The organism is Gordonia sp. 'Campus' (genome assembly GCF_022206305.1).
Lineage (GTDB): Bacteria > Actinomycetota > Actinomycetes > Mycobacteriales > Mycobacteriaceae > Gordonia.
In genome coordinates this window covers 115981-138170 of sequence record NZ_JAKOIW010000004.1, presented here as the reverse complement: position 1 = coordinate 138170, position 22190 = coordinate 115981, and the positions used below count along the sequence as shown (strand labels likewise).

Genomic DNA, 22190 nt, shown 5'->3' with positions numbered 1-22190 from the left:
AACTCCTGCGATGTCGAAGGGGACGCTTGGTCGTTACTGAGGTGGTCCGGACCGGGGTGTCAGGACTGGGTCGAGAGCGAGTCGATGGCAGCGCGCAATTTCTCCGCGGCGTCGCGTGCCACAGGTTCGAGGTCCTGTTCTCCCGAGACCTGGACCATGAGATCGGGATTCATCGCTTCGACGATCGTGATGTCCGGCCTCTCCGGGTCCGACCGGACGACCACGTTGCAGGGCAACAACAGTCCGATCTGACGTGCGACGCCGAGCGCCCGGTGTGCCAACGGCGGGTTGCAGGCGCCGAGGATCAGATAGGGCTCCATGTCCTCGTCGAGTTTTGCCTTGAGCGTCGCGGTGACGTCGATCTCGGTGAGGACGCCGAACCCCTGGTCGGCAAGTGCGGCGCGGGTGCGCTCGACGGCCTCGTCGAACGGGACCGGCAAGGTGGTGGCCAGTGCGAGTGACATTGCTGTTTCCTTTCTTTCCGACCCGGTGGATCGGTGGTGTACCCGTTTCGGGTGCTTTCAATGCGAGAAGCTGATGGAGGGCAGTACTCGATGCAGCCAGTTCGGCGCCCACCACGCGGCGCGGCCGGTGATCCGGAGGAGGGCCGGCAGCAGCGTGAGGCGGATCAGGACGGCGTCGAGCAGCACCGCGACGCCCAGGATGATCCCCATCTCCTTCGGCGGAAGCGGTTCGGAGAGCGAAAGTGAAGAACACCGCCACCATGACCGCGGCCGCGGCGAAGATGATGCGTCCGGAGTGCGCCATCCCGTCGATCTGGGCGGTCGCCGGATCGTCGGACCGTTCGAAGTGTTCTTTGGCGGTGGCCAGCAGGAACACGGTGTAGTCCATCGCGATGGCGAAGATCATCGCGAAGAAGAAGACGGGTCCCCAGCCGTCGAGAAAGCCCTGGGGTGTGAAGCCCAGCAGGTCGGCGAGGTGACCATCCTGGAAGATCAGCTTGGCGACGCCGAACGCGGCCGCCGTCGACAGCAGGCTCACCACGGTGCCGATGAGGGCGATCAGCGGAGCCTGCAACGACACCAGGAGCAACAGGAAGCCCAGGACGAGGATGACCGTGACGATCACGGGGAAGTAGTCGTTCAGGGCCTGCTGCAGGTCGAGGTTCTCGGTGGCGGCACCGCCGACGAGGGCCTGCTCGGGCAACGCCTCACGTAGATCGTCGACGATCGTGCTCATTCGACCGTCGGACGGGTCCACGGACGGAAGTGCCTGCAGGACAACGTGGTCCGAGCCGTCCATGGCAGGCATCGGGGGAGTCACCATCTCGATGCCCGGAGATCCCGCCGCGATCGTGGCGGTCTGTTGGGCCACCTCGGCGGGCGCGATGATCTGCAGCATGCCGGGGGCGCCCTCACCCATCTGCGCTTGCACGAGCTCGTACCCCTGGCGGACGGGGGCGTCGGCCGGGATGACCTCGATCGAGGGCATCGCGACCTTCAGGCCGACGACGGGGATGGCAAGCGCGACGAGCACCGCGAGGGACCCGGCCGAGACGGTCCAGGGGTGACGGTGCACGAACCCGCCCCACCGCGCGAACAGCGGCGAACGGTGCCGCTGACGTCGGGCGTACGGCATGGACACTGCGTTGACCCGGTCGCCGAGCCTGCCCAGTGCGGCCGGCAGCAACGTCAGGGTCGCAGCCAGGACGAAGGCCACCGCGAGCATGATGCCCACCGCCATCGTCCGTACCGCGGGCGCGGGGACGAGCAGCACGGCCGACAGACTGACCAGAACCGTGAGGCCTGAGAGAAGCACAGCTTTGCCCGCGGTGTCCATGGTCTCCGCGACGGCGGCGCGCATGTCCTCGCCGTGCTCGCGGATCGCGTCGCGGAACCGCGACACGATGAACAGCGCGTAGTCGATACCCAGCGCGAGGGCGAACATCATCGCGAAGTTCATCGCCCACACCGAGATGGGCGTGACCTGGTTCAACAAGACCAGCCCGCCCGCGGAGGCGACGAGACCCGCGATGGTCAGCAGCAGGGGCAGACCGGCGGCGACGAGCGATCCGAAGGCCAGCACCATGATCGACAAGGTGACCGGCCAGGAGAACAGCTCGGCCTTGATCATCGCGTCGTGGTTGGCCTTGTTGAAGTCGCTCCACAACGCCGATGCGCCGGTCGGGTAGACCTCCACCCCGTTTCCGGACAGACCGGTGAGCGCGTTCTTGTGTGCGTCGACGGCACGGACCATCTCGTCGGTGTCGGCGGCCGCGCCCAGAAGCACGATCCCGGTGTGCCCGTCGGGGCTGATCGACAGCCCGGGTTGTGGTGGGACGACGCCCGCGAAGCGGTCATCGGAGGCCGCGATGTCGGTGATCCGGGCGACGACCGATCGGACCTCGGGGCTGTCGATCTCGTTGCTGTCGCTGTGGACGACGACCTGAACCGCAGCCGAGGATTGTCCGCCGAAGTGTTCCTGGGCGAGCTCGCGAACCTGGACCGATTCCGATCCGTTCGCCTGCCAGCCGGCACCCGCGAGAGATGAGAACACCGACGGCGCGGCTGCCCCCAGGACCACCAGGGCGATCAACCACGCGCCGAACACCCAGCGGGCTCGACCGGCCATCGTCGCGCCCCAGCGGCCGAGTGCTCCGGCCGCCTTGCGGGATGTGTCTTGTGCTGCCTCGTCTTCGGGCAGGGCCGATGTCGGCGTCATGGCCTTCCTCTCGTCATCTCCGGTATACCCAGGGGGGTATCGGATATGGCGCCAACATACCCATGGGGGTATTGTTCGTCAAGACAGCGCACGATCGGCTACCCGGGCCGTTCTGCCGGAACGGAAGAGAGTTGTGATGACCGACGTCGAGAGGCCGCAGATGGCCGTGGGTGACGAGGCGATGAGCGCGGTCCTGAATCGTCTCAGGCGTGCTCAGGGCCAGCTCGCCGGTGTGATCGCGATGATCGAGGCCGGGCGGGACTGCAAAGACGTGGTCACCCAGCTCGCCGCGGTGTCGCGGGCACTCGACCGGGCCGGGTTCAAGATCGTCGCCTCGGGAATGCGGCAATGTCTCTCGGCCGTTGACGGTGAGCAGCCGCCGCTGACCGAGGCGGAGCTCGAGAAGCTGTTCCTGGCGCTGGCGTAACGGAGTTCCGCTGTCGGGATGTTCCGGCCGCGGCGCTACTCTGAGAACGGCACTTGTCCGGGGCGTCTCGTTCCGGAACCACCGCGAAGTCGAGGATGTTGATGAGCGCACCCACCGCAGAGCAGTCCGTCACGGGCAGCTCCGGCACCGAGAAGTCCGACGCCGAGAAGGTGGTCCTCGGACTCGCCAGGGCGGCGAAGTCCGCGTCCCGTTCGCTCGGTGGACTGACGACCGCGGGGAAGAACGAGGTGCTACTCGCCGCGGCCGACGCCATCGAGGCCGCGACGGAGTCCATCCTCGCCGCCAATGCAGACGACATCGCGCGTGCCGAGGATGCAGACTTCGAGGCGAGCCTGCTCGACCGGCTGCGCCTCGACGAGGCGCGGGTGGCCGGCATCGCCGACGGTCTGCGCCAGGTCGCGGTGCTTCCCGATCCGATCGGTGTGGTCGTCTCCGGCAAGACACTTCCCAACGGCCTGCAGCTGCGCCAGCTGCGGGTGCCGCTCGGCGTCGTCGGCATCGTGTACGAGGCACGCCCCAACGTGACCGTCGACGCTTTCGGGATCGCGTTCAAATCCGGCAACGCGGTGCTGCTGAGAGGCTCCTCGTCCGCGGCGTCCTCCAATGCCGAACTGGTGCGCGTGCTGCGCGAGACGCTGTCGTCGAAGGGCGTCACCGCAGATGCGGTGTCCCTGCTGCCGAGTGACGACCGGTCGAGTGTCACCGCGCTCATCCGGGCGCGTGGACTCGTCGATGTGGTCATTCCTCGTGGCGGTGCCGGCCTGATCGCGGCCGTCGTGTCGAACGCGACGGTTCCGACCATCGAAACCGGCGTCGGCAACTGCCACGTCTACGTTCATGCGGGCGCAGATCTCGACGTCGCGGCGCGCGTCATTCTCAACTCCAAGACCCGCAGGCCGAGCGTGTGCAACACCGCGGAGACGGTCCTGATCGACAAGGCCGTCGCCGCCGAGGCGCTGCCGCGGATCACGTCCGTTCTGCAGACCCAGGGCGTGGTGATCCACGGTGACGAACCGGGCATGGAACCGGCGACCGAGGACGACTGGTCGACGGAGTATCTGTCCATGGACATCGCCATGAAGGTCGTCGACGACCTCGACGCCGCCGTCGCCCACATCGACACCTACGGGACCGGGCACACCGAGGCCATCATCACCACCGACCTGTCGGCCGCCGACGAGTTCACCCGCCGGGTCGACGCCGCAGCGGTGATGGTCAACGCGTCGACCGCGTTCACCGATGGGGAGCAGTTCGGTTTCGGCGCCGAGATCGGCATCTCCACCCAGAAACTCCATGCTCGCGGTCCGATGGGCCTGCCCGAGCTGACCTCGACCAAATGGGTGGTCTGGGGCAACGGCCACGTGCGGCCGGCCTGATGGCGGAGTACACGGGCGCCGGGCCCGCGGTGGTGCCGTCGTTCACCGCCGTCGACGACGTCGTCACGCGGTTGCGCGACACGGGATACCTCGCCGACGATGCCACCGCGACGTCGACCTTCCTCGCCGACCGTCTCGGCAAGCCGCTGCTGGTGGAGGGGCCCGCCGGCGTCGGCAAGACCGAGTTGGCCCGTTCGATCGCGGCGGCGACGGACGCCGAGCTCATCCGGCTGCAGTGTTACGAGGGCATCGACGAGGCGCGGGCCCTCTACGAGTGGAATCACGCCAAGCAGATCCTGCACATCCAGGCCACCGGCACCCGTGCGTGGGACGAGGCGAAGACCGACATCTTCTCCGACGAGTTCCTGCTGCCACGACCGTTGTTGAAGGCGATCTCCCGCGAGGGCGCCACGGTGCTGCTCATCGACGAGGTCGACAAGGCCGACGTCGACGTGGAGGGCCTGCTGCTGGAGGTGCTCAGCGATTTCGCCATCACCATTCCGGAGATGGGAACCGTTGCCGCGCAACGACGCCCGATCGTGCTGCTGACCTCCAACGCCACGCGTGAACTGTCCGAGGCGCTCAAGCGGCGCTGTCTGTATCTCTACATCGACTTCCCTGATGCCGAGCGGGAGAAGCAGATCCTCGCGTCGCGGGTCCCGAATCTGTCGGAATCGCTCAGCGCCGAGCTGGTACGCATCGTCGGAGTCCTGCGCACGCTCGACATCCGTAAGAAACCGTCTGTGGCCGAGACCATCGACTGGGCCAACACGCTGCTCGCGCTGGGTGCGGGGGAGAAGGCGACCGCGAAGGGCGGGGGCCTCGACGACGGGCTGATCGCGCGGACCCTGGGCGTGGTGCTCAAGCACCGGCCAGATCTGAAGACGGCACTCAAAGAACTCAAGCTGGGCTGATGACGGCTCCGCTCGTCGCGCACCTCACCGAATTCGTCGACGAGTTGCGTCGCCGCGGGATCGTGGTGGGGCCGTCGGGGCTCATCGACGCCGCGAGCGCGATGGAGGTTCTCGACCTGCTGGAACGTCCGCGACTCCGTGAGGGGCTGGCCACGACGCTTCTCGTCGACCATGCGCACCGGGGTGTGTTCGATCGGGTCTTCGACCTGTGGTTCCCGATCGGCGCCGGAATGCGCACGGTCACCGAGGATCTCCCGCGCGACGAAGACGGCGCACTCGATGTGGAGGCGGTTCGGGAGTTGCTCGCCGAGCTCCTCGCCGACGATTCGGCCGCCAACGACGGGCGGCTCGACCAGGCGATCGCGATGATCGTCGACGAACTCGGTCGATACGGGTCCACCAAGGGCGAGGCGTTCTCGGCCTACCAGGCACTGTCGGCGGTCAGCCCGCAGACGTTGATCGCGAAGATCGCGGCGGCGATGGCGGGCGGCGAGGGTGACGAGGGGTCACGGGCCGGCACCGAGCCGATGTACCGCCAGGCGGCGCGCAAGAGGGCCGACGATCTGCGCGCGGCGATCGAGCGGGAGACGCAGCGGCGCATGGCCGACCGCAACGGCCGGGACAAGGTCGGTGCCTACGCCGTTCCGCCCCTGCCGGAGAAAGTGAACTTCCTGTCGGCAGGTGCCAAAGAGCAGGTGGAGATCCGCAAGACAATCGAGCCGCTGGCCCGCTTGCTCGCCGCGAAACTCGAGACGCGACGACGCCGCGCCCACCGCGGTGCGGTCGACGTCCGCAAGACACTGCGGGCGTCGATGTCGACCGGTGGTGTGCCCATCGAACTCAGTCATCGCAAACCGCGGCCCGGCCGTCCCGAGCTGACCATCATCTGCGACGTGTCCGGATCCGTCGCGGGGTTCAGCCAGTTCACGCTGCGATTGGTGTACGCGCTGCGCCAGCAGTTCTCGAAGGTCCGTGTCTTCGCGTTCGTCGACACCGTCGACGAGGTGACCGACTTCTTCGACCACGGTGAGGAGGACTTCGGCGCGGCGATGCACCACATGATCTCCACCGCACGGATATCGACGCGCGACGGACATTCGGACTACGGAAACATGCTCGCGGGCTTCGTCAGTGACTACGGCGACTCACTGACCCACCGGGGTGCGCTGCTCGTTCTCGGGGATGCCCGCAACAACTATCACGACCCGCACGCCGACGCCCTGCGCGAGCTGGTGCAGCGCGCGCGCCATGCCTACTGGCTCAACCCGGAGGCCGAGCAGCACTGGGGGACGGGCGACTCGATCGCCACCGATTACGCGGAGGTCATCGACATGTTCGAGTGCCGCAACGCCGGCCAGCTCGGCACCGTCATCGCCGACCTGCTGCCGATCTGATCCCCGCGCCGAGTCTGAGCAGGTGATCGACGCGTAGACTGACCGTCCATGTCACCCGACCGCCCTCGCGCGCGCCGTATAGGTGTCATGGGTGGCACGTTCGATCCGATCCACAACGGTCACCTCGTGGCGGCGAGCGAGGTCGCTCACCGGTTCGCGCTCGACGAGGTCATCTTCGTCCCGACGGGTCGTCCGTGGCAGAAGATCGGCGAACTCACCACGGTGAGTCCACCCGAGGACCGCTACCTGATGACCGTCATCGCCACGGCCTCCAATCCGCAGTTCAGCGTGAGCCGTGTCGACATCGACCGCGACGGCGACACCTACACCGTGGACACCTTGCGCGACCTGCGGGCGTTGCTTCCGGATGCGCAGCTGTATTTCATCACCGGCGCCGACGCGCTCGAATCGATCCTCTCGTGGCAGGACTGGGAAGAACTGTTCGGCCTCGCCAGGTTCGTCGGGGTGAGCCGCCCGGGATACGAGCTCGACGCCAAACACCTGGCCCACCATCTCGAGGCGATGCCCGAGGACACCCTGCACCTGCTGGAGATCCCGGCGCTCGCGATCTCGTCCACCGAATGCCGCACGCGGGCATCGCAGGGGCGGCCGGTCTGGTACCTGGTCCCCGACGGCGTCGTGCAGTACATCGCGAAGCGCAAGCTGTATCGCGCGGCACGCGCGTCGTCACCGGGTGTGTCCGCCCCGGCCCTCCCCGGTGCCAACCGCCCCGAGAAGCATGACCCCGAAGCCGCCGAATCGATTCGGCGCGTGGGCGAGACAAGCGACAAGTGAACGAGAGGACTTGAGTGACTGCGTCAGCGGAAGCAATCGAGATGGCGAAGGTGGCGGCACTGGCCGCTGCCGAGAAGCTCGCCCATGAGGTGACCGTGATCGATGTGTCGGAGCAGTTGGTCATCACCGACGCCTTCGTCATCGCCTCGGCGGACAATGAGCGACAGGTCAATTCGATCGTCGACGAGGTCGAGGAGAAGCTGCGGGAGGCCGGACACAAGCCGCTCCGTCGAGAGGGCACCCGCGAGGGTCGTTGGGCGCTGCTGGACTATGCCGACATCGTCGTGCACATCCAGCACACGGATGAACGGCGCTTCTACGCGCTGGAGAGCCTGTGGAAGGACTGCCCGGTCATCGAGGTGGACGGACTCTCGTGAGTGGCGGTCCGGATTCGCACGACACCGCTGTCGAGCGGCTGACCCCCATCGTCCGTCGGCTGATCCTGTTGCGCCACGGGCAGACCGAGTACAACGCGGCGAGCCGGATGCAAGGTCAGCTCGATACCGACCTCTCCGAGCTCGGTGTGCGGCAGGCGAACTCGGCGGCCGTCGAGCTCGCGAAGCGTCAGCCGCTGGTGATCTGGTCGTCGGATCTGCGCCGGGCCCGCGACACCGCGCAAGCGCTGGCCGAGCGCACCGGTCTGCCGGTGACAACCGATGTGCGGCTGCGTGAGACGCATCTCGGCGAGTGGCAGGGCCTCACCCATCTGGACGTCGACGATGTCATGCCCGGGGCGCGTGCGGTCTGGCGCGACGACGCCACCTGGACGCCGCCGGGCGGGGAGAGTCGTGTGGACGTGGCCCAGCGGGCCACCCCGCTGGTCGACGAACTCATCGAGCAGCTACCGGAGTGGGGTGTCGGAGACAGCGCCGAGGCTCCTGTCGTACTCGTCGCACACGGCGGGGTCATCGCCGCGATGACGGCGGCACTGCTCGGTCTGCCGGTGGAGAACTGGCCCGCCCTCGGTGGCCTCGCGAACACCAGCTGGGTCCAGTTGTCGGGTCACGCCAAGCCGGGTGAGCTCCCGCGCTGGCGGCTCGACGTGTGGAACGCCTCGGCCGAGGATTCCGACCCCGCGGTGCAGTGACCGACCCAGCACCCCGTGGGGACCGGCCCGTGAATGTGTCCGGAACGGACCGGCGCAGCATCCTGGTGCTGTCGGATTCGTTGGCCTACTACGGGCCGAAAGGCGGGCTGCCTGCGGACGATCCGAACATCTGGCCTTCGCTCGTCGGCGCCGATCTGGGGCGTCCGGTGCGTCTGTTCGGGCGGATCGGGTGGACGAGTCGGGATGTGTGGTGGGCGCTGACGCAGGACCCGAACATCTGGGCGACGGTGCCGCACGCCGATGTCGTGGTCCTCGCCTTCGGCGGGATGGACACCCTGCCGTCGCCGCTGCCGACCGCGTTCCGCGAACAGATCCGGTACGTCCGTCCGAACCGGCTGCGGCAGTGGATTCGGGACGGTTACGCGTGGGTGCAGCCGCGCGGCTCCCGTCTCGGTTGGCCGTTGGCACTGCCGCCCGGGGTCACGGTCGAGTACCTCGAGAAGATCCGGGAGGCGCTCACACACCTGCGTCCGGACCTGCCCGTCGTCGTGTGTCTGCCGCCGACGCATCGCAGCCCGTATTACGGCTACGTCCATACGGGTCGAATCCCCACCACCGCCGCCATGGCGCGCTGGGCTGCCGACCACGACCTGCCGTGCGTCGACTTCTACCCGACGACCCGCGACTCGTTCGACGATCCGGGCGCCGAGATGAACCCCGACGGCATCCACTGGGGGTTCGCGTGTCATCGGCAGATCGCCGATCGGGTGATCCCGGTCGTCGAGGCCGCCCTTCGCGGGTGAGTGGCCGGAGCCCCTGGTGGCGCCGAGCGAGTCGACTCCCGTGTCGGGGCCGTCGCGTGAACCGGTTAACGTAGACCCGTGCCTGTCGTCGTCGTCACAGACTCCTCGTCCCGGTTGCCGCGGTCGGTCACCGAGCACTACGGAATCCGGCAGGTCCCCCTGCACGTCAACGTCGAGGACAAGGACTATCGCGAGGGTGTCGACGACATCCCCGCCGACATCGTGACGACCCCCGGAGTGACGACCTCGGGCGCCAATCCGAACGACCTCGCGGAGTATTTCGAGGCCGCGCTCGAGGACAGTGCGGGCGACGGGGTGGTCGCGGTGCACATGTCGCGGCGATTGTCCGGCACCTGGAGTTCGGCCCGGATGGCCGCGGAGAAGTTCTCCGGCAAGGTGCGCGTCGTCGATTCCCGATCCGTCGGTCTGGCAGTGGGTTTCACCACCATCGCCGCGGCGCAGGCAGCAGCGGGCGGTGCCGATCGCGATCGGGTCTACGAGTCCGCGATCCGCCAGGCGGCGACGGTCGATTCGCTGCTGTGCGTGCAGCAACTCGACAACCTCCGCAACAGCGGACGGATCAGCGCGGCCGGCAAACTCTTCGGGTCGGCCCTGTCGATCAAACCCATCCTGCACATGGTCGACGGCACCCTCACGCTGAGGGAGCGACACCGTACGTTCTCCAAGGCATTGGACAAGATGGTCGACGCCGCGGTCGACTCGGCCGGCGGACGTGCGGTCACCGTCGGCATCCAGCACTGTCAGAGCCCGGACGTCGCCGAGGAACTGCGTGCCGCGGTGCACGGCCGATTGCGGGTCGTCACCTCCGAGCTGACCGTCGACCTGGGCCCGATTCTGGGAAGTCATGTGGGTCCCGGCGCAGTCGGCATCGTCCTGGCCGCCCACCTGGACCCGATCGAGGGCCTCGACACCGCCTGAGGAGCGGCGCAGCACTCAGCGGCCCATCCACAGGGTTGCGAACCGTCCACAGATTGCGGTGGCCATGACCGGACTCGTCCGGTGACGACGTGCGGCGCGCCTAGCGTGTGGCCTCATGAGCGCAACAGGCCGGCGGAGTCCACTGGACAGACTCGGGCCGAGGGTGGAGTCCCCAGGCCGTCGAGCCGAGTCGACGTCATCTGACCTCGATGGCTTTCCATCTCATGGCGCAGCTGAAGGCGAGGAACCGGGTGCGCCCGTCCCAGGAGTCGTCGATCCGGGATCGGTCGAGCCGGAGCCCGACCATCCGGGGTGGGGGATAGGTGGTATGCCCACCTGGCTCGACACTACGGACCGTTCCTCGGGCGGGCGTGCGGGATACGACCATGACGACGACCCCGGCGACGATGGTGTCGTCGACCGGCGACGTTTCGCGGTGGCACCCCCGGCGGCCATCGCGCTCATCGCCGTCGGCGTGATCGCCTGTACTGTCGCGGCTTTCGGTCTCTTCCGGGGTGCTGACACGGCGCCGGTGGTGGATTTCGGAGCGGTCGCCGGATCGTCGTCGCTCCCGACGCCCCAGGGCGGTACTTCTGCGCCCGTTCCGTCGACTCCGTCCCCGATGGTGGTCAGTGTCGTCGGCCTGGTGAACAAGCCGGGCCTCGTACGCCTCGCGGCAGGAGCGCGGGTTGCGGAGGCGATCGACCGTGCGGGCGGCGCGCGCAGGGACGCCGATCTGCTGTCGCTGAACCTCGCGCAGGTGCTTCGCGACGGTGATCAGATCCTCGTCGGCTACTCCGGTGGTGAGGGTCGGATGTCGTTGCGCAGCGCGGTCGTCGGCGCATCGGGTTCGCCTGCGACGCCGGGCGGATCCGCCGGGTCGGGCGCACCGGCGGATGGTGCGGGCGTTGCTGATCCGCCCGGCGGAGCGGGCGGCCTCGTGAACCTGAACACCGCGACAGAGGCCGACCTCGACGACCTGCCGGGCGTCGGGCCGGTGACCGCCAAGGCGATCCTCGCGTGGCGAGAATCCAACGGCCGCTTCGCTTCCGTGGACCAGCTCGCCGAGGTCGACGGGATCGGTCCCGCGCGCCTGGCCAGGCTTCGCGACCTCGTGACGGTCTGACGGATGGACTTCCGGCTGTTGTTGCCGGCCGTGGTGGTCTGGTCGGTGACCGCTGCGGGTCTGCTCGCGTCGTCCGCGACGACCATCGGTCTCGCGGTCGGCGCCGGGGCTATCGCGGTGGTGGGCACCGGCGCGTGCGTGATGGGCCGAATCGGCTGGGAGACCATCGGTCTGGTCGTCGTCGCGGCCGGGCTGGCCGCGATGTGTGCGACGTCGCTGTCACTGAGGCAGGAGGCGCGCGCCGATCATCCGCTGCGCGCGGAATCCGGAAAGGCGACGGTGGTCATGACGCTGCGCGGCGACCCGACGCCTGTCGGCGGTCCGCGGACGGGCCGCGCCCGGGTGCGCGTCGACGTCGAGCAGGTCGGTGCCCGGCCCGTTCCGGAGGCGCCGGCGGAGCTGATGGGTGACGCGAGGGCATGGCTGGGTCTGCTGCCGGGGCAACGTGTCGTCGCGGTGGTTCGTGTCCGGCCCCCGCCGGATCATTCGCTGCTCGTCGCAAGCCTGACCGCGCAAGAACCGCGGACGGTGGGCGGTCCGCCCGCCTATGAGCTCGGTGCGGGGGCGATCCGGGAGCGGTTGCGGACAGTGGCCGCGCGCGGGCTGGGGCCGGAATCGGCGGGCCTGTTGCCGGGTCTCGTCCTCGGCGACGAAAGCGCACTGGACGAACAGCTGCGGGAAGACTTCCGCGACGCCGGGTTGAGCCACCTCACGGCGGTCAGCGGCAGCAACTTCGCCATCGTCTGTGGCGCGGCACTTCTCGTGGTCCGGAGCGTAGGTGTGCCGCCGCGGGTGGCCGCGATCGCCGGCCTGGTGGTGATCGTCGGGTTCGTCATTCTCGTCCGACCCTCGCCGAGTGTGCTGCGCGCCGCGCTGATGGGAGCGGTGGGTGTCCTCGCTCTGTTCACATCACGACGGGCACAGTCGTTTCCGGCACTGGGCGCGGCGGTGGTCGGCGGTCTGCTGTGGTGGCCCGAGCTCGCCCTGCAACCGGGGTTCGCGCTGTCGGTCGCCGCGACCTGCGCGATCGTCATCTGGGCACCGCGTCTCCGTGATCGGCTGAGACAGTGGCGTTGTCCGCCGGGCGTCGCCGAGGTGATCGCGATGGCCGTGACCGCTCAGGTGGTGACCGCACCCATCGTCGTGGCCGTCACCGGGCGGTTCTCCGTCGTCGGGATCGTCGCCAACGTTCTCGTCGCCCCGGTGGTGGCGGTCATCAGCGTGGTCGGCACGCTCGCCGCGCTGATCGGCGCGATCGGGCCGCCGGACGGCCCCGGCGCCCTCGTCGCGGAACTGCTGATACGGGCGCTCGCACCCGAACTCTGGTGGATGGTGTGGTGCGCGCGCACCCTCGGTGGGGTGAGTTGGGCGAGTGTGGACGTCCCGTCACCGTTCGATTAGGCGGTCCCCGGATTGGGCAGGCCGCCCCGCGGCGCGGTTCCACGCCAGGTACCCGATGCCGACGGCGGAGAACCACACCGCGCCGACCACTAGAGCGATCCGGCCGTCGTGGTCGAAGAACAGCAGGACGAAGACGAGGGCGAGGAAGGCGAGCGCGAGCCAGGTCGTCACCGGGGCTCCCGGGACCCGATAGTCCGACCGGGGGAGCTCACCGCGTGCCACCTTGCGGCGGTAGGCCATCTGGCAGATGAGGATCGTCGACCAGATGACGATGATGCCGACCGTCGAGACCGCGGTGATGTAGGCGAAGGCGTGTTCGGGGTCGATCACGTTCACCACGACGCCGATCGCCATCACGGCGGCGCTGAGGGCGATGCCCGCGGCCGGGACCTTCCGGTTCGACAGCTTGGTGAACTGGCGGGGGGCGTCGCCGGTGTGGGCGAGGGAGCGCAGCATACGACCGGTGGAGTAGATACCCGAGTTGCACGACGAGAGCGCGGCGGTCAGCAGGATGAAGTTGACGATGCCGGCCGCGCCCGGGATGCCGATGTAGGAGAACACGGAGACGAACGGACTCTGGCCCGCCTGGAAGTCTTTCCAGCTGCGCACCGAGAGTATGACGAACAGCGACCCGACATAGAAGATGCCGATGCGGAAGGGGACGGAGTTGATCGCCTTGCGGAGCGTCACCCGTGGATTCTGCGCCTCGCCCGCCGTGACGCCGACGAGTTCGACGCCCACGTAGGCGAACATCACGATCTGCAGGCTGAGCATGGCGTTGCTGAATCCGGTGGCGAAGAAGCCACCGTCGTTCCAGAGGTTCGTCACCGACGGCCCGGATTCGGGGCCCAGGCCGGCGATCGGCAGGAGCACCCCGATACCGACGATGATCATGCCCAGGATGGCGGTCACCTTGATCGCCGAGAACCAGAACTCGGCGCGACCGAACACCCCGACGGAGATCAGGTTGGCGCCGAACAGGATGACCAGGGCGACCAGGGCGGTCACCCACACCGGTATCGACGGCCACCAGTAGTTGATGTACTTGCCGGCGACGGTGATCTCCGCCATGCAGGTCGTCGTCCACACCGCCCAGTAGGTCCAGCCCTGACTGAATCCCGCGAACCGTCCGAGGAACTCGTCGGCGTACTCACTGATGCCGCCGGAGATGGGGCGGTAGATGAGGAGCTCGCCCAGGGCACGCATCACGATGAAGATGGCCAGCCCGGCGAGCGCGTACGCGAGGATGAGTGCCGGCCCCGCCTTCTCGATGGCCCCGCCCGCACCGTAGAACAGGCCGGTGCCGATGGCGCCACCGATCGCGATCATCTGGACCGTGCGCGCGGTCAGCCCGCGCTGATACCCCTCGTCGGTGTCCGCACCTGTCTCGGTGCCGGGGTGCTCGACTGTCACGTGGACGTCTCCTGATCCGCTGATGGAACTCTGGCGGATCTCACGGTAGCGAGCGGTGAGCGAGGGAATTCACGCACCTGACGCGGGTGTCCAGTTTGTCGTATTCGATTGCGGTCGCGTCCGTCTCACCGTCGTCGGGGGCATCTGGCACCATTGGCGCGTGACCGAACGCCTGCACCTGCTGCTCGGAGACGACGACTTCCTGACCGGTCGGGTGATCTCCGCCGTCGCCGAGGCCGCGTCGACGGAGGCGGGTATTCCGGTCCCGGTGACCCGGGTGCGTGCGGGCGACGTGAGCGAGCACGAGCTCGCCGAGTTGCTGAGCCCGTCGCTGTTCGCCGAGGAACGGGTCGTCGTCGTCGAGGCCGCGGCCGACGCGGGCAAAGAGCCCGCGGCGCTCCTGACCGCGACCGCGTCCTCGCTGCCCGAGGGCATCACCCTGATGGTGGTGCACCACGGAGGCGGACGGGCCAAGTCGATGGTGCCCGCGCTGAAGAAGGCGGGCGCGGTCGAACACGCGACAGCTGCGCCGAAGTGGCCGTCGGATCGGATGGCTTTCGTACGCAACGAGTTCCGCGCACTCGGCGTGAAGGTCAGCGCAGAGGTGGTCGAGCAGGTCGTCGAGGGGGTCGGCTTCGAACTGCGCGAGCTGGCTGCTGCCTGCGCCCAGCTCGTCGCCGACACCGGCGGGAAGGTGGACCGCGACACCGTGCGGTTGTACTACCAGGGGCGCCCAGAGGTCACCGGCTTCGAGGTCGCCGACCGTGCGGTGACCGGCGACCGGGCGGGAGCACTCGAATCGCTGGCCTGGGCGCTGCACCACGGCGTTCCGCGCGTGCTGCTCGCCGACGCCCTTGCCGAGGCCGTGCATGCCATCGCGCGGGTCCGGCCCATGGGGTCGATCGATCACTTCGCCGCGGCGAGCGAATTGGGCATGCCGCCGAACCGGGTCAAGAACGTCCAGGCCAAGGCCAAGGCGTGGGATTCGGAATCGATCGCGCGGGCCGTCGGCGTGGTCGCCGCGCTCAACGCCGACGTGAAGGGTCAGGCCGCGGACCCCGACTACAGCCTCACCCACGCCGTTGCAGCCGTCGCAGACCTCAGACCCGACGGGCGTCGTCGGAGCTGACGGCCTGGCGAACGACGATCACCCCGGCAACCGCGTGGATGCTGCCGGGGTGAGCGAAGAGGATATGAAGATATGTCGGCGGTGCCGACGGTCCGGCCGGGGCCGGGCAGGCTCAGATCAGAGCTTGTTGACCGCGAGAGCGATGGCCGACTTCTTGTTGGCTGCCTGGTTGGCGTGGATGACACCCTTGCTGGCAGCCTTGTCGAGCTTGCGGCTCGCGGTCTGGCCGAGCTCGGCGGCCTTGTCCTTGTCGCCGGACTCGACAGCCTCACGGAAGCTGCGGATCGCGGTACGGAGCGCCGACTTCACCGACTGGTTGCGCTGGCGGTTCGCTTCGTTGGTGCGATTGCGCTTGATCTGAGACTTGATGTTTGCCACGCGTGTCTACCTCTGTCGTTGCTGGTGGATATGTCTGTCTGTTCGTGGTCGGGCGGTGACCGAGATGGCCCTGCTCGCACCGGGCGGTGTCGGCACGCGAAGAGTCTCCGCGGCATCACCGCAACAGCGGACCACATTACCAGTCGGCTCATCCAGCCCAAAATCCGCGCGACGGCCCGGCCCGGCAGTGCCCGAGGGCACTAAGAATCATCGTGAACTTATGTCTACGGTGGACGCATCATGTCCGTCGTTTACGTACACATCGGCCTGCCGAAGACCGGCACCACGCATCTGCAGGATCGCCTCTGGCGAAACCGCGACCTGGCCCTGCAGTCGTCCGGACTGCTCTATCCGGGCAATGTGATCTCCGATCACTTCCACGCCGCCGTCCACCTGCAACCCGAGCGCTACCTGGACTGGGTGGACCCGGCCTTCGCCGGGACGTGGCCGAAGATGCTGGGGCAGATCCGTGCTTGGCCGCAGATCTCCCTGCTGTCACACGAGCTGTACAGCACGGCGACCGGCGAGCAGATCGAGCGCCTGATGGCCGATCTGTCCTTCGCCGACGAGGTCCATGTCATCGCGACGGTCCGGGATCTGGCGCGTCAGCTCCCGTCGGTGTGGCAGGAGAACGTCAAGAACCAGCGCCGGGCCTCGTTCGACGAGTTCGTCGATTCGGTGGCCTACGCCGCCGGGGGACTTGCGCACGGAGCGCCCGTCGGCGGCGAACCGATCGAGGAGGAACCCTTCTGGGAGTTCCAGGACTACATCGGCATCCTCGAGCGCTGGGCGCGGTGCGTCGGTCCCGAACGGGTTCACGTCGTGACCGTGCCGGGTCGCGGGGCCCCTGCCGGTGACACGCTCTGGGATCGGTTCCTGCGGGTCATGGAGATCGATCCGACACCGCTGCGCATTCCGGTGCCGAGTCTCAACAGCTCGCTCTCGGCGGCGCAGGCCGAATTCCTCCGCGGCCTCAACCGCCGCTTGCAGCCCGACGTCATCGAATGGCGCCGATACGAGCGGATCATCAAGGGTCAGCTGATCGGCGAGATCCTGTTCGAGGCGCCCTCGGGCCCACCCCAGGGACTCTCCGCGAAGCACCGCCAGTGGGCGGCCGGCCAGTCCGAGCGCATGGTCGACGCGGTGCGGGCGGCGGGATACGACGTCGTCGGTGATCTGACCGATCTCGCCGTGTCGCCGCAGCACGTGGCATCCGACGTCCCGGCGCCCACGGACACCGCGGTGCTCGATGTCGCCCTCGACACGGTCGCGGCGATGGTGCTCGCGGCTCCGCTGCCGAAGGTCGGCCCGCGAGCACGAACGCGAGCGGCAAACGTCCTGCGTCGAGTCAAGCGGCGTATGATCGCCGCACGCCGGTCGCGCTGATCCTCCCGGCCGCGAGGTGCCGGGAAAGTCCGCACGTGACACGGCCGGTCGACGTCCTGCCGATCCCGACGATTTGTAGCACCATGGCAGTTTATGACCCCCGCATCGACCAGTGCGCCCGCCAAGAAGGCGGCGCGTAAGTCCGCAGCCGCCAAAGCGGCATCACCGAACTCATCAGGCCGGGCGGCGTCCGGCCGTGCCGGCGCGGCGAAAGGCTCTGGCTCGGGCGGGAAGTCGGCGAAGTCGACGTCCGCGGACAACTTCACCGGCAACTTCGCCGGATATGCAAAAGGGCCGTACGGCAAGGCATATGACGAGATGTTCGATGCCGCCGGAGAGGTGCGCACCCCGTACCGCGGCATCTACAAGGCCATGGCCGACGAGGATCAGTCCGACCTCGTGGAGGCGCGCGTCGAGGCGCTGGGTCGGGCCTACCTCGATCAAGGTGTCACCTTCTCGCTGTCGGGCAAAGAGCGCCCGTTTCCGTTGGACGTTGTGCCGCGCGTGATCTCGGCCGCGGAGTGGAGCAAGCTCGAGGCCGGCATCACCCAGCGTGTCCAGGCGCTCGAACTGTTCCTCGACGACATCTACGGCGAGCAGGAGATCCTGCGCGACGGCGTACTGCCCAAGCGGCTCGTCCACTCCTGCGAGCACTTCCACCGCCAGGCGGCAAACATCCGCCCGCCCAACGGTGTTCGAATCCACGTCGCCGGCATCGACCTCATCCGTGACGAGAACGGTGACTTCCGGGTGCTGGAGGACAACCTCCGCTCCCCGTCGGGGGTGTCCTACGTCCTCGAGAACCGTCGGGCCATGGCCCGGGTGTTCCCGGATCTGTTCTCCAAGCATCGGGTGCGTGCGGTCGCCGACTACCCGAGTCATCTGCTGCGCGCCCTGCGCGCGTCGGCGGCATTCAACGAGGCCGACCCCAACATCGTCGTGCTCACACCGGGAGTCGCCAACTCGGCCTACTTCGAGCACTCGCTGCTCGCCCGCCTGATGGGCGTGGAGCTGGTCGAGGGGCGTGACCTCTTCTGCCGCGACAACATCGTCTACATGCGCACCACCGAAGGTGAGCAGCGGGTCGACGTCATCTATCGACGCATCGACGACGACTACCTCGATCCGATGCAGTTCCGGCCCGATTCGATGCTCGGGGTGGCCGGGCTGCTCAACGCCGCACGCGCCGGGAACGTGGTGATCTCCAGTGCCGTCGGCAACGGCGTCGGCGACGACAAACTGATCTACACCTATGTGCCCGAGATCATCCAGTACTACCTCGGCGAGAAGCCGAGTCTGCAGAACGTGGACACGCTGCGGTGCTGGTTGCCGGAGGAATGCGAGGAAGTCCTCGATCGCATCGACGAGCTCGTGGTGAAACCCGTTGAGGGGTCCGGGGGTTACGGCATCGTGTTCGGCCCGGACGCCACGGGCGCCGAACTGGATGCGTTGGCGCGGAAGGTTCGCAACGATCCGCGCGGGTGGATCGCCCAGCCGGTGGTGCAGCTGTCGACGGTCCCCACGAAGATCGGCGACGACATCCGTCCGCGCCATGTGGACCTGCGACCCTTCGCCGTGAACGACGGTGAGTCGGTGTGGGTGCTGCCCGGCGGCCTCACCCGCGTGGCGCTGCCCGAGGGATCGCTGGTCGTGAACTCCAGTCAGGGTGGCGGTTCCAAGGATACCTGGGTCCTGGCCTCGCGTAGCTCCGAAGGTGATCGCGAACTGTCCGGCGCCAAGGTCGTGACCACCAGCGGCGTCGCCGCGGCACGGCCGGCCGAGAGCGCGCCCGACCCGGTGCACACCCAGACCCAGCAACAGCAGCAGGGCACCATGTCTCAGCAGCAACAGCTGGGCGCCATGACGCAGCAGCAACAAGGCGGTGACGTCCGATGATGCTGGCGCGCAACGCCGAATCCCTGTACTGGATCGGCCGCTATGTCGAACGCGCCGACGACATGGCGCGCATCCTCGACGTCGCGATCCATCAACTACTCGAGGACACGACCGTCGACGTGGACCGTCAGGCGCGGCTGATCATCCAGGTGCTGGGCCTCGCAGCGCCGGAGACCGACGAGGAACTCGACGTCTGGTCGCTGACCGAGCGCGTGGCCTACGACGCCGACGCGGTGGGGTCGATCGTCGATCTCATCCGCGCGGCGCGTGAAAACGCCCGCGGCGCACGTGAGGTCACGTCCAGCGAGTTGTGGGAGTGTCTGAACACCACCTACAACGGTCTCGACGGCGCCGAGCGACGCTCCCGTCGCCTGGGTCCGCATGAGTTCCTCTCCTACGTCAAGAACCGGGCGGCGATGTTCGCCGGACTCGCCGACGCCACCCTGAGTCACGACGACGGATACCGGTACCTGTTGCTCGGGCGTTCGGTGGAGCGCGTCGACATGACGATCCGGATGTTGTTGTCGCGCGCGGGGGATCGCACGTCGTCGCCCGCCTGGGTCAACGTGCTGGTGTCCGCGGGTGGGCACGACACGTTCCTGCGTACCTACCGCGGGGTGCTCGACGCGGAGAACATCGTCGAGTTCATGCTCCTCGACCGACTGTTCCCGCGGTCGATCTTCCATGCGCTGAGTGTCGCCGAACGCAACCTCGGCCAACTCGAGAAGGGACCGAGCCGTGTCGGCGCCCAGGCCGAGGCCCAGCTGCTCCTCGGTCGCGCGCGGAGCTCGCTGGAGTTCCTCGAACCGGGGAAGCTGCTCGACGATCTCCAGGACCGCCTCGTCGACCTGCAGGACACGTGCCGGGCGGTCAACGAAGCGGTCACCAAGCAGTATTTCCATGTGTCGCCGTATGTCTCGTGGGCCGATGCCCGCGCGAGCGAGGGCCAGATCATCGAGGAGAGTGAGCTGTGAGCTGGCGTCTGCGCGTCGTCCATTCCACCGGATTCGCCTACCACAGTCCGGTCACCTCGTCGTACAACGAAGCCCGGCTGACACCGCGCAGTGACGCGCGGCAGAACGTCATCGTCAACCGCGTCGAAACGGTGCCCGCCACGAGGTCGTACCGCTACACCGACTACTGGGGCACGGCGGTCACCGCGTTCGACCTGCACGCGCCGCATGAGGAACTCGAGGTGTCGGGCCTGTCTGTCGTGGAGACCGACCGCGGTGTGCGTCCGGCCGAGGACGATCAGGTGTCGTGGGACGACATCAACAGCGAGGCCGTCAAGGACCGCTACGACGAGATGCTGTCGTACACACAGTTCGTCGCACGGAACCGGCAGCTGCTCTCGACCGCGAAGAAGGTGACCAAGGGCCTGAATCCCCAGGAGGCCGTCGAGGCCGTGTGCCGCTTCATCTACACCGAGATGGAGTACGTCCCCGGCACGACGGGTGTGCACACCACCGCGGTCGACGCGTGGAGCGATCGCAAAGGGGTGTGCCAGGACTACGCGCACCTGACACTGTTGATGCTGCGCGGTCTGGGCATCCCGGCCCGGTACGTCTCCGGCTATCTGCATCCCGAACCCGATGCCACCGTCGACAAGGCCGTGCAGGGACAGAGTCACGCCTGGATCGAGGCCTGGACGGGCGGCTGGTGGGGATACGACCCGACCAACGACACCCCGATCACCGAACAGCACGTCTCGGTGGGTGTCGGCCGCGACTACGCGGATGTGTCTCCGCTGAAGGGCATCTACACCGGGGGCGGCGCCACGGATCTCGATGTGATCGTGGAGATCACGCGACTCGCCTGAGCGAGATCCGGAGCCTGCTCACGGGGAGCCTGCTACCGCCAGCCGTATCGGTCGCGCAGTTGCTCCGCGACCGCATCGAAGCGCCGCTGGTCGAGTACGGCGCCCTCGCGACGGATTCCGTCGGCGTCGACGACGAGCACCCGGTCGAGCCGCACGGAACTCGGCCGGTTCTGCGAGTCCCAGGAGCCCGACCCGACGGCGAACCAGTTGCCCTCACCGTGGTGGTCCTTGCTCGACAGCATGAGACCCAGCACGTTGCCGGCCAGTCCGTCGTCGGCTGATTCCCCGTCGGCTGATTCCTCGTCGGCTGATTCCTCGTCGGTTGGGCCGCCGTCGCGCCCCACCACGAGCACCGGCCGGTCCTTGCCCTGGTTCGGATCGTCCTCGTAGGCGACCCAGGTCCATACGATCTCGCCGGGATCGGCGTCACCGTCCAGATCGGGCGAGTAGCTGATGTGACGCGCCAGCTCGGCGGTCGGGCGGATGGCGGAGCGCATGCTGCGGCTCGTCACGAACGGGTCTCCTCGGTCACGGTGGGGGTCATTGGGCGGACATCAGGAAGTCGTCGACGGCGTCCGCGGTCAGGGTCGCGGTGGGTTTCTTCTTCGGATTCAGGTCGTGTCCGACCTTCTCCAGCTCGACGATGCGGGTGGGACCGGGGATGAGCGCGATGGCGTCGGCCATCTCCTCGGTGGTGCCGAACGGGTCGGTGCTGCCGTGTACGACGAGGGTCGGCACGTCGATCGACGGCAGGTGCTCGGTGCGCAACCCGTCGGGCTTGCCGGGCGGATGCAGCGGATACGAGGTGAGCAGCAGGCCGTCGGCGAGGCCGGTGCCGTCCTCGGCGACCGCCATCGACGCCTGTCGGCCGCCGTAGGAGTGACCGCCCACGAACAGGGGGCCGTCGGATTCGGTGCGGAACGCCGCGCATGCGGCACGTATGCCGTCGCGGTCGGCGGGAGAGGTGGATGGGCTGGGCGGTCCCTTGGGCCGGCGTCGCCGGTAGGGCAGGTCGATGCGCGCCACGACGAACCCTCGATCGCACAGCTCGTCGGCCAGCGCGCGGAGGATGACGGCGTTGCGGTTGCCGCCCGCGCCGTGCGCGAGAACGATCGTGGCCCGGGCGGCGGTGACCGGTCGGTGCACGTCGGCGGCGACGTCGTCGTTCTCGATGGTGGTGACGGAGGAGTCGGACACGACTGCCACCGTATCGCCCGGCGTGCGTCGAGGGTCGTCGCAGACG

The 22190-nt window shown here is 68.1% G+C and carries 21 protein-coding genes and 1 pseudogene; 16 read left to right on the top strand and 6 right to left on the bottom strand.

Features of this window, described 5'->3' with window-relative positions; all coding sequences use genetic code 11:
- Window positions 1–59: 59 nt before the first annotated feature.
- Complete coding sequence (locus tag MAY35_RS06065) at window positions 60–464, bottom strand: DUF302 domain-containing protein (protein ID WP_238419961.1); 405 nt, start codon at window positions 462–464, stop codon at window positions 60–62.
- Window positions 465–521: 57 nt separating this feature from the next.
- Window positions 522–2682: pseudogene (locus MAY35_RS06060) on the bottom strand (MMPL family transporter).
- 160 nt (window positions 2683–2842) lie between these two features.
- On the opposite strand from MAY35_RS06060, the gene MAY35_RS06055 reads away from it, so the two are divergent.
- From MAY35_RS06055 to MAY35_RS06005, 11 genes are all read left to right on the top strand, one after another.
- Window positions 2843–3109: a metal-sensitive transcriptional regulator gene (locus tag MAY35_RS06055; RefSeq protein WP_238420169.1), complete on the top strand. Its 267-nt coding sequence runs from the start codon at window positions 2843–2845 to the stop codon at window positions 3107–3109.
- A gap of 101 nt (window positions 3110–3210) precedes the next feature.
- Entirely contained in the window at window positions 3211–4506 is a 1296-nt protein-coding gene (locus MAY35_RS06050; RefSeq protein WP_238419960.1) for a glutamate-5-semialdehyde dehydrogenase, read from the top strand.
- A complete protein-coding gene (locus MAY35_RS06045; RefSeq protein WP_238419959.1) occupies window positions 4506–5420 on the top strand; it encodes a MoxR family ATPase in 915 nt (304 codons plus the stop codon). Before MAY35_RS06050 ends, MAY35_RS06045 begins: the two co-directional genes overlap by 1 nt.
- Window positions 5420–6814, top strand: coding sequence for a VWA domain-containing protein (locus MAY35_RS06040; RefSeq protein ID WP_238419957.1), 1395 nt, complete (start codon window positions 5420–5422; stop codon window positions 6812–6814). Before MAY35_RS06045 ends, MAY35_RS06040 begins: the two co-directional genes overlap by 1 nt.
- A gap of 48 nt (window positions 6815–6862) precedes the next feature.
- The gene (gene nadD, locus MAY35_RS06035; protein WP_238419956.1) at window positions 6863–7609 is read left to right on the top strand and encodes a nicotinate-nucleotide adenylyltransferase; all 747 of its coding nucleotides are present in this window, start codon (window positions 6863–6865) and stop codon (window positions 7607–7609) included.
- A 14-nt stretch (window positions 7610–7623) separates the two neighbouring features.
- On the top strand, window positions 7624–7986 hold the full coding sequence (gene rsfS, locus MAY35_RS06030; protein ID WP_238419955.1) for a ribosome silencing factor: 363 nt from the start codon (window positions 7624–7626) through the stop codon (window positions 7984–7986).
- Window positions 7983–8696: a histidine phosphatase family protein gene (locus MAY35_RS06025; protein ID WP_238419954.1), complete on the top strand. Its 714-nt coding sequence runs from the start codon at window positions 7983–7985 to the stop codon at window positions 8694–8696. The genes rsfS and MAY35_RS06025 overlap by 4 nt, the downstream gene beginning before the upstream one ends.
- A gap of 29 nt (window positions 8697–8725) precedes the next feature.
- Window positions 8726–9460, top strand: coding sequence for a diglucosylglycerate octanoyltransferase (gene octT, locus MAY35_RS06020; RefSeq protein WP_238419953.1), 735 nt, complete (start codon window positions 8726–8728; stop codon window positions 9458–9460).
- A 78-nt stretch (window positions 9461–9538) separates the two neighbouring features.
- On the top strand, window positions 9539–10399 hold the full coding sequence (locus MAY35_RS06015; protein WP_238419952.1) for a DegV family protein: 861 nt from the start codon (window positions 9539–9541) through the stop codon (window positions 10397–10399).
- A gap of 115 nt (window positions 10400–10514) precedes the next feature.
- Window positions 10515–11525: a ComEA family DNA-binding protein gene (locus MAY35_RS06010; RefSeq protein ID WP_238419951.1), complete on the top strand. Its 1011-nt coding sequence runs from the start codon at window positions 10515–10517 to the stop codon at window positions 11523–11525.
- Between the two features lie 3 nt (window positions 11526–11528).
- Entirely contained in the window at window positions 11529–12926 is a 1398-nt protein-coding gene (locus MAY35_RS06005; protein ID WP_238419950.1) for a ComEC/Rec2 family competence protein, read from the top strand.
- On the opposite strand, the gene MAY35_RS06000 is transcribed toward MAY35_RS06005, so the two are convergent.
- Window positions 12912–14339, bottom strand: coding sequence for an amino acid permease (locus MAY35_RS06000; RefSeq protein ID WP_238419949.1), 1428 nt, complete (start codon window positions 14337–14339; stop codon window positions 12912–12914). The genes MAY35_RS06005 and MAY35_RS06000 overlap by 15 nt on opposite strands.
- Before the next feature lie 160 nt (window positions 14340–14499).
- Here MAY35_RS06000 and holA point away from each other — a divergent pair, with 160 nt between their 5' ends.
- Window positions 14500–15468: a DNA polymerase III subunit delta gene (holA, locus tag MAY35_RS05995; protein WP_238419946.1), complete on the top strand. Its 969-nt coding sequence runs from the start codon at window positions 14500–14502 to the stop codon at window positions 15466–15468.
- A 117-nt stretch (window positions 15469–15585) separates the two neighbouring features.
- Here the strand turns inward: holA and rpsT are convergent, their stop codons facing one another.
- The gene (gene rpsT / locus MAY35_RS05990) at window positions 15586–15846 is read right to left on the bottom strand and encodes a 30S ribosomal protein S20 (protein ID WP_238419945.1); all 261 of its coding nucleotides are present in this window, start codon (window positions 15844–15846) and stop codon (window positions 15586–15588) included.
- Between the two features lie 240 nt (window positions 15847–16086).
- Between rpsT and MAY35_RS05985 the strand changes: the two genes are divergently transcribed.
- The 4 genes from MAY35_RS05985 (at window position 16087) to MAY35_RS05970 (ending at window position 20947) form a co-directional block, all read left to right on the top strand.
- The gene (locus MAY35_RS05985; protein ID WP_238419944.1) at window positions 16087–17232 is read left to right on the top strand and encodes a sulfotransferase family protein; all 1146 of its coding nucleotides are present in this window, start codon (window positions 16087–16089) and stop codon (window positions 17230–17232) included.
- Window positions 17233–17325: 93 nt separating this feature from the next.
- Window positions 17326–19128: a circularly permuted type 2 ATP-grasp protein gene (locus MAY35_RS05980; protein ID WP_238419943.1), complete on the top strand. Its 1803-nt coding sequence runs from the start codon at window positions 17326–17328 to the stop codon at window positions 19126–19128.
- Window positions 19125–20102, top strand: a complete 978-nt coding sequence (locus tag MAY35_RS05975) for an alpha-E domain-containing protein (RefSeq protein ID WP_238419942.1) — start codon at window positions 19125–19127, stop codon at window positions 20100–20102. The genes MAY35_RS05980 and MAY35_RS05975 overlap by 4 nt, the downstream gene beginning before the upstream one ends.
- Window positions 20099–20947 (top strand): transglutaminase family protein, encoded by an 849-nt coding sequence (locus tag MAY35_RS05970; protein WP_238419941.1) that lies wholly within the window; start codon window positions 20099–20101, stop codon window positions 20945–20947. The genes MAY35_RS05975 and MAY35_RS05970 overlap by 4 nt, the downstream gene beginning before the upstream one ends.
- A gap of 32 nt (window positions 20948–20979) precedes the next feature.
- Here MAY35_RS05970 and MAY35_RS05965 read toward each other — a convergent pair whose 3' ends face one another.
- Window positions 20980–21459 carry a type II toxin-antitoxin system PemK/MazF family toxin gene (locus MAY35_RS05965; protein WP_238419940.1) on the bottom strand — a complete coding sequence of 160 codons (480 nt, stop codon included), beginning with the start codon at window positions 21457–21459 and terminating at the stop codon, window positions 20980–20982.
- A gap of 28 nt (window positions 21460–21487) precedes the next feature.
- Window positions 21488–22153, bottom strand: a complete 666-nt coding sequence (locus tag MAY35_RS05960; protein WP_238420168.1) for an alpha/beta fold hydrolase — start codon at window positions 22151–22153, stop codon at window positions 21488–21490.
- Window positions 22154–22190: the final 37 nt, after the last annotated feature.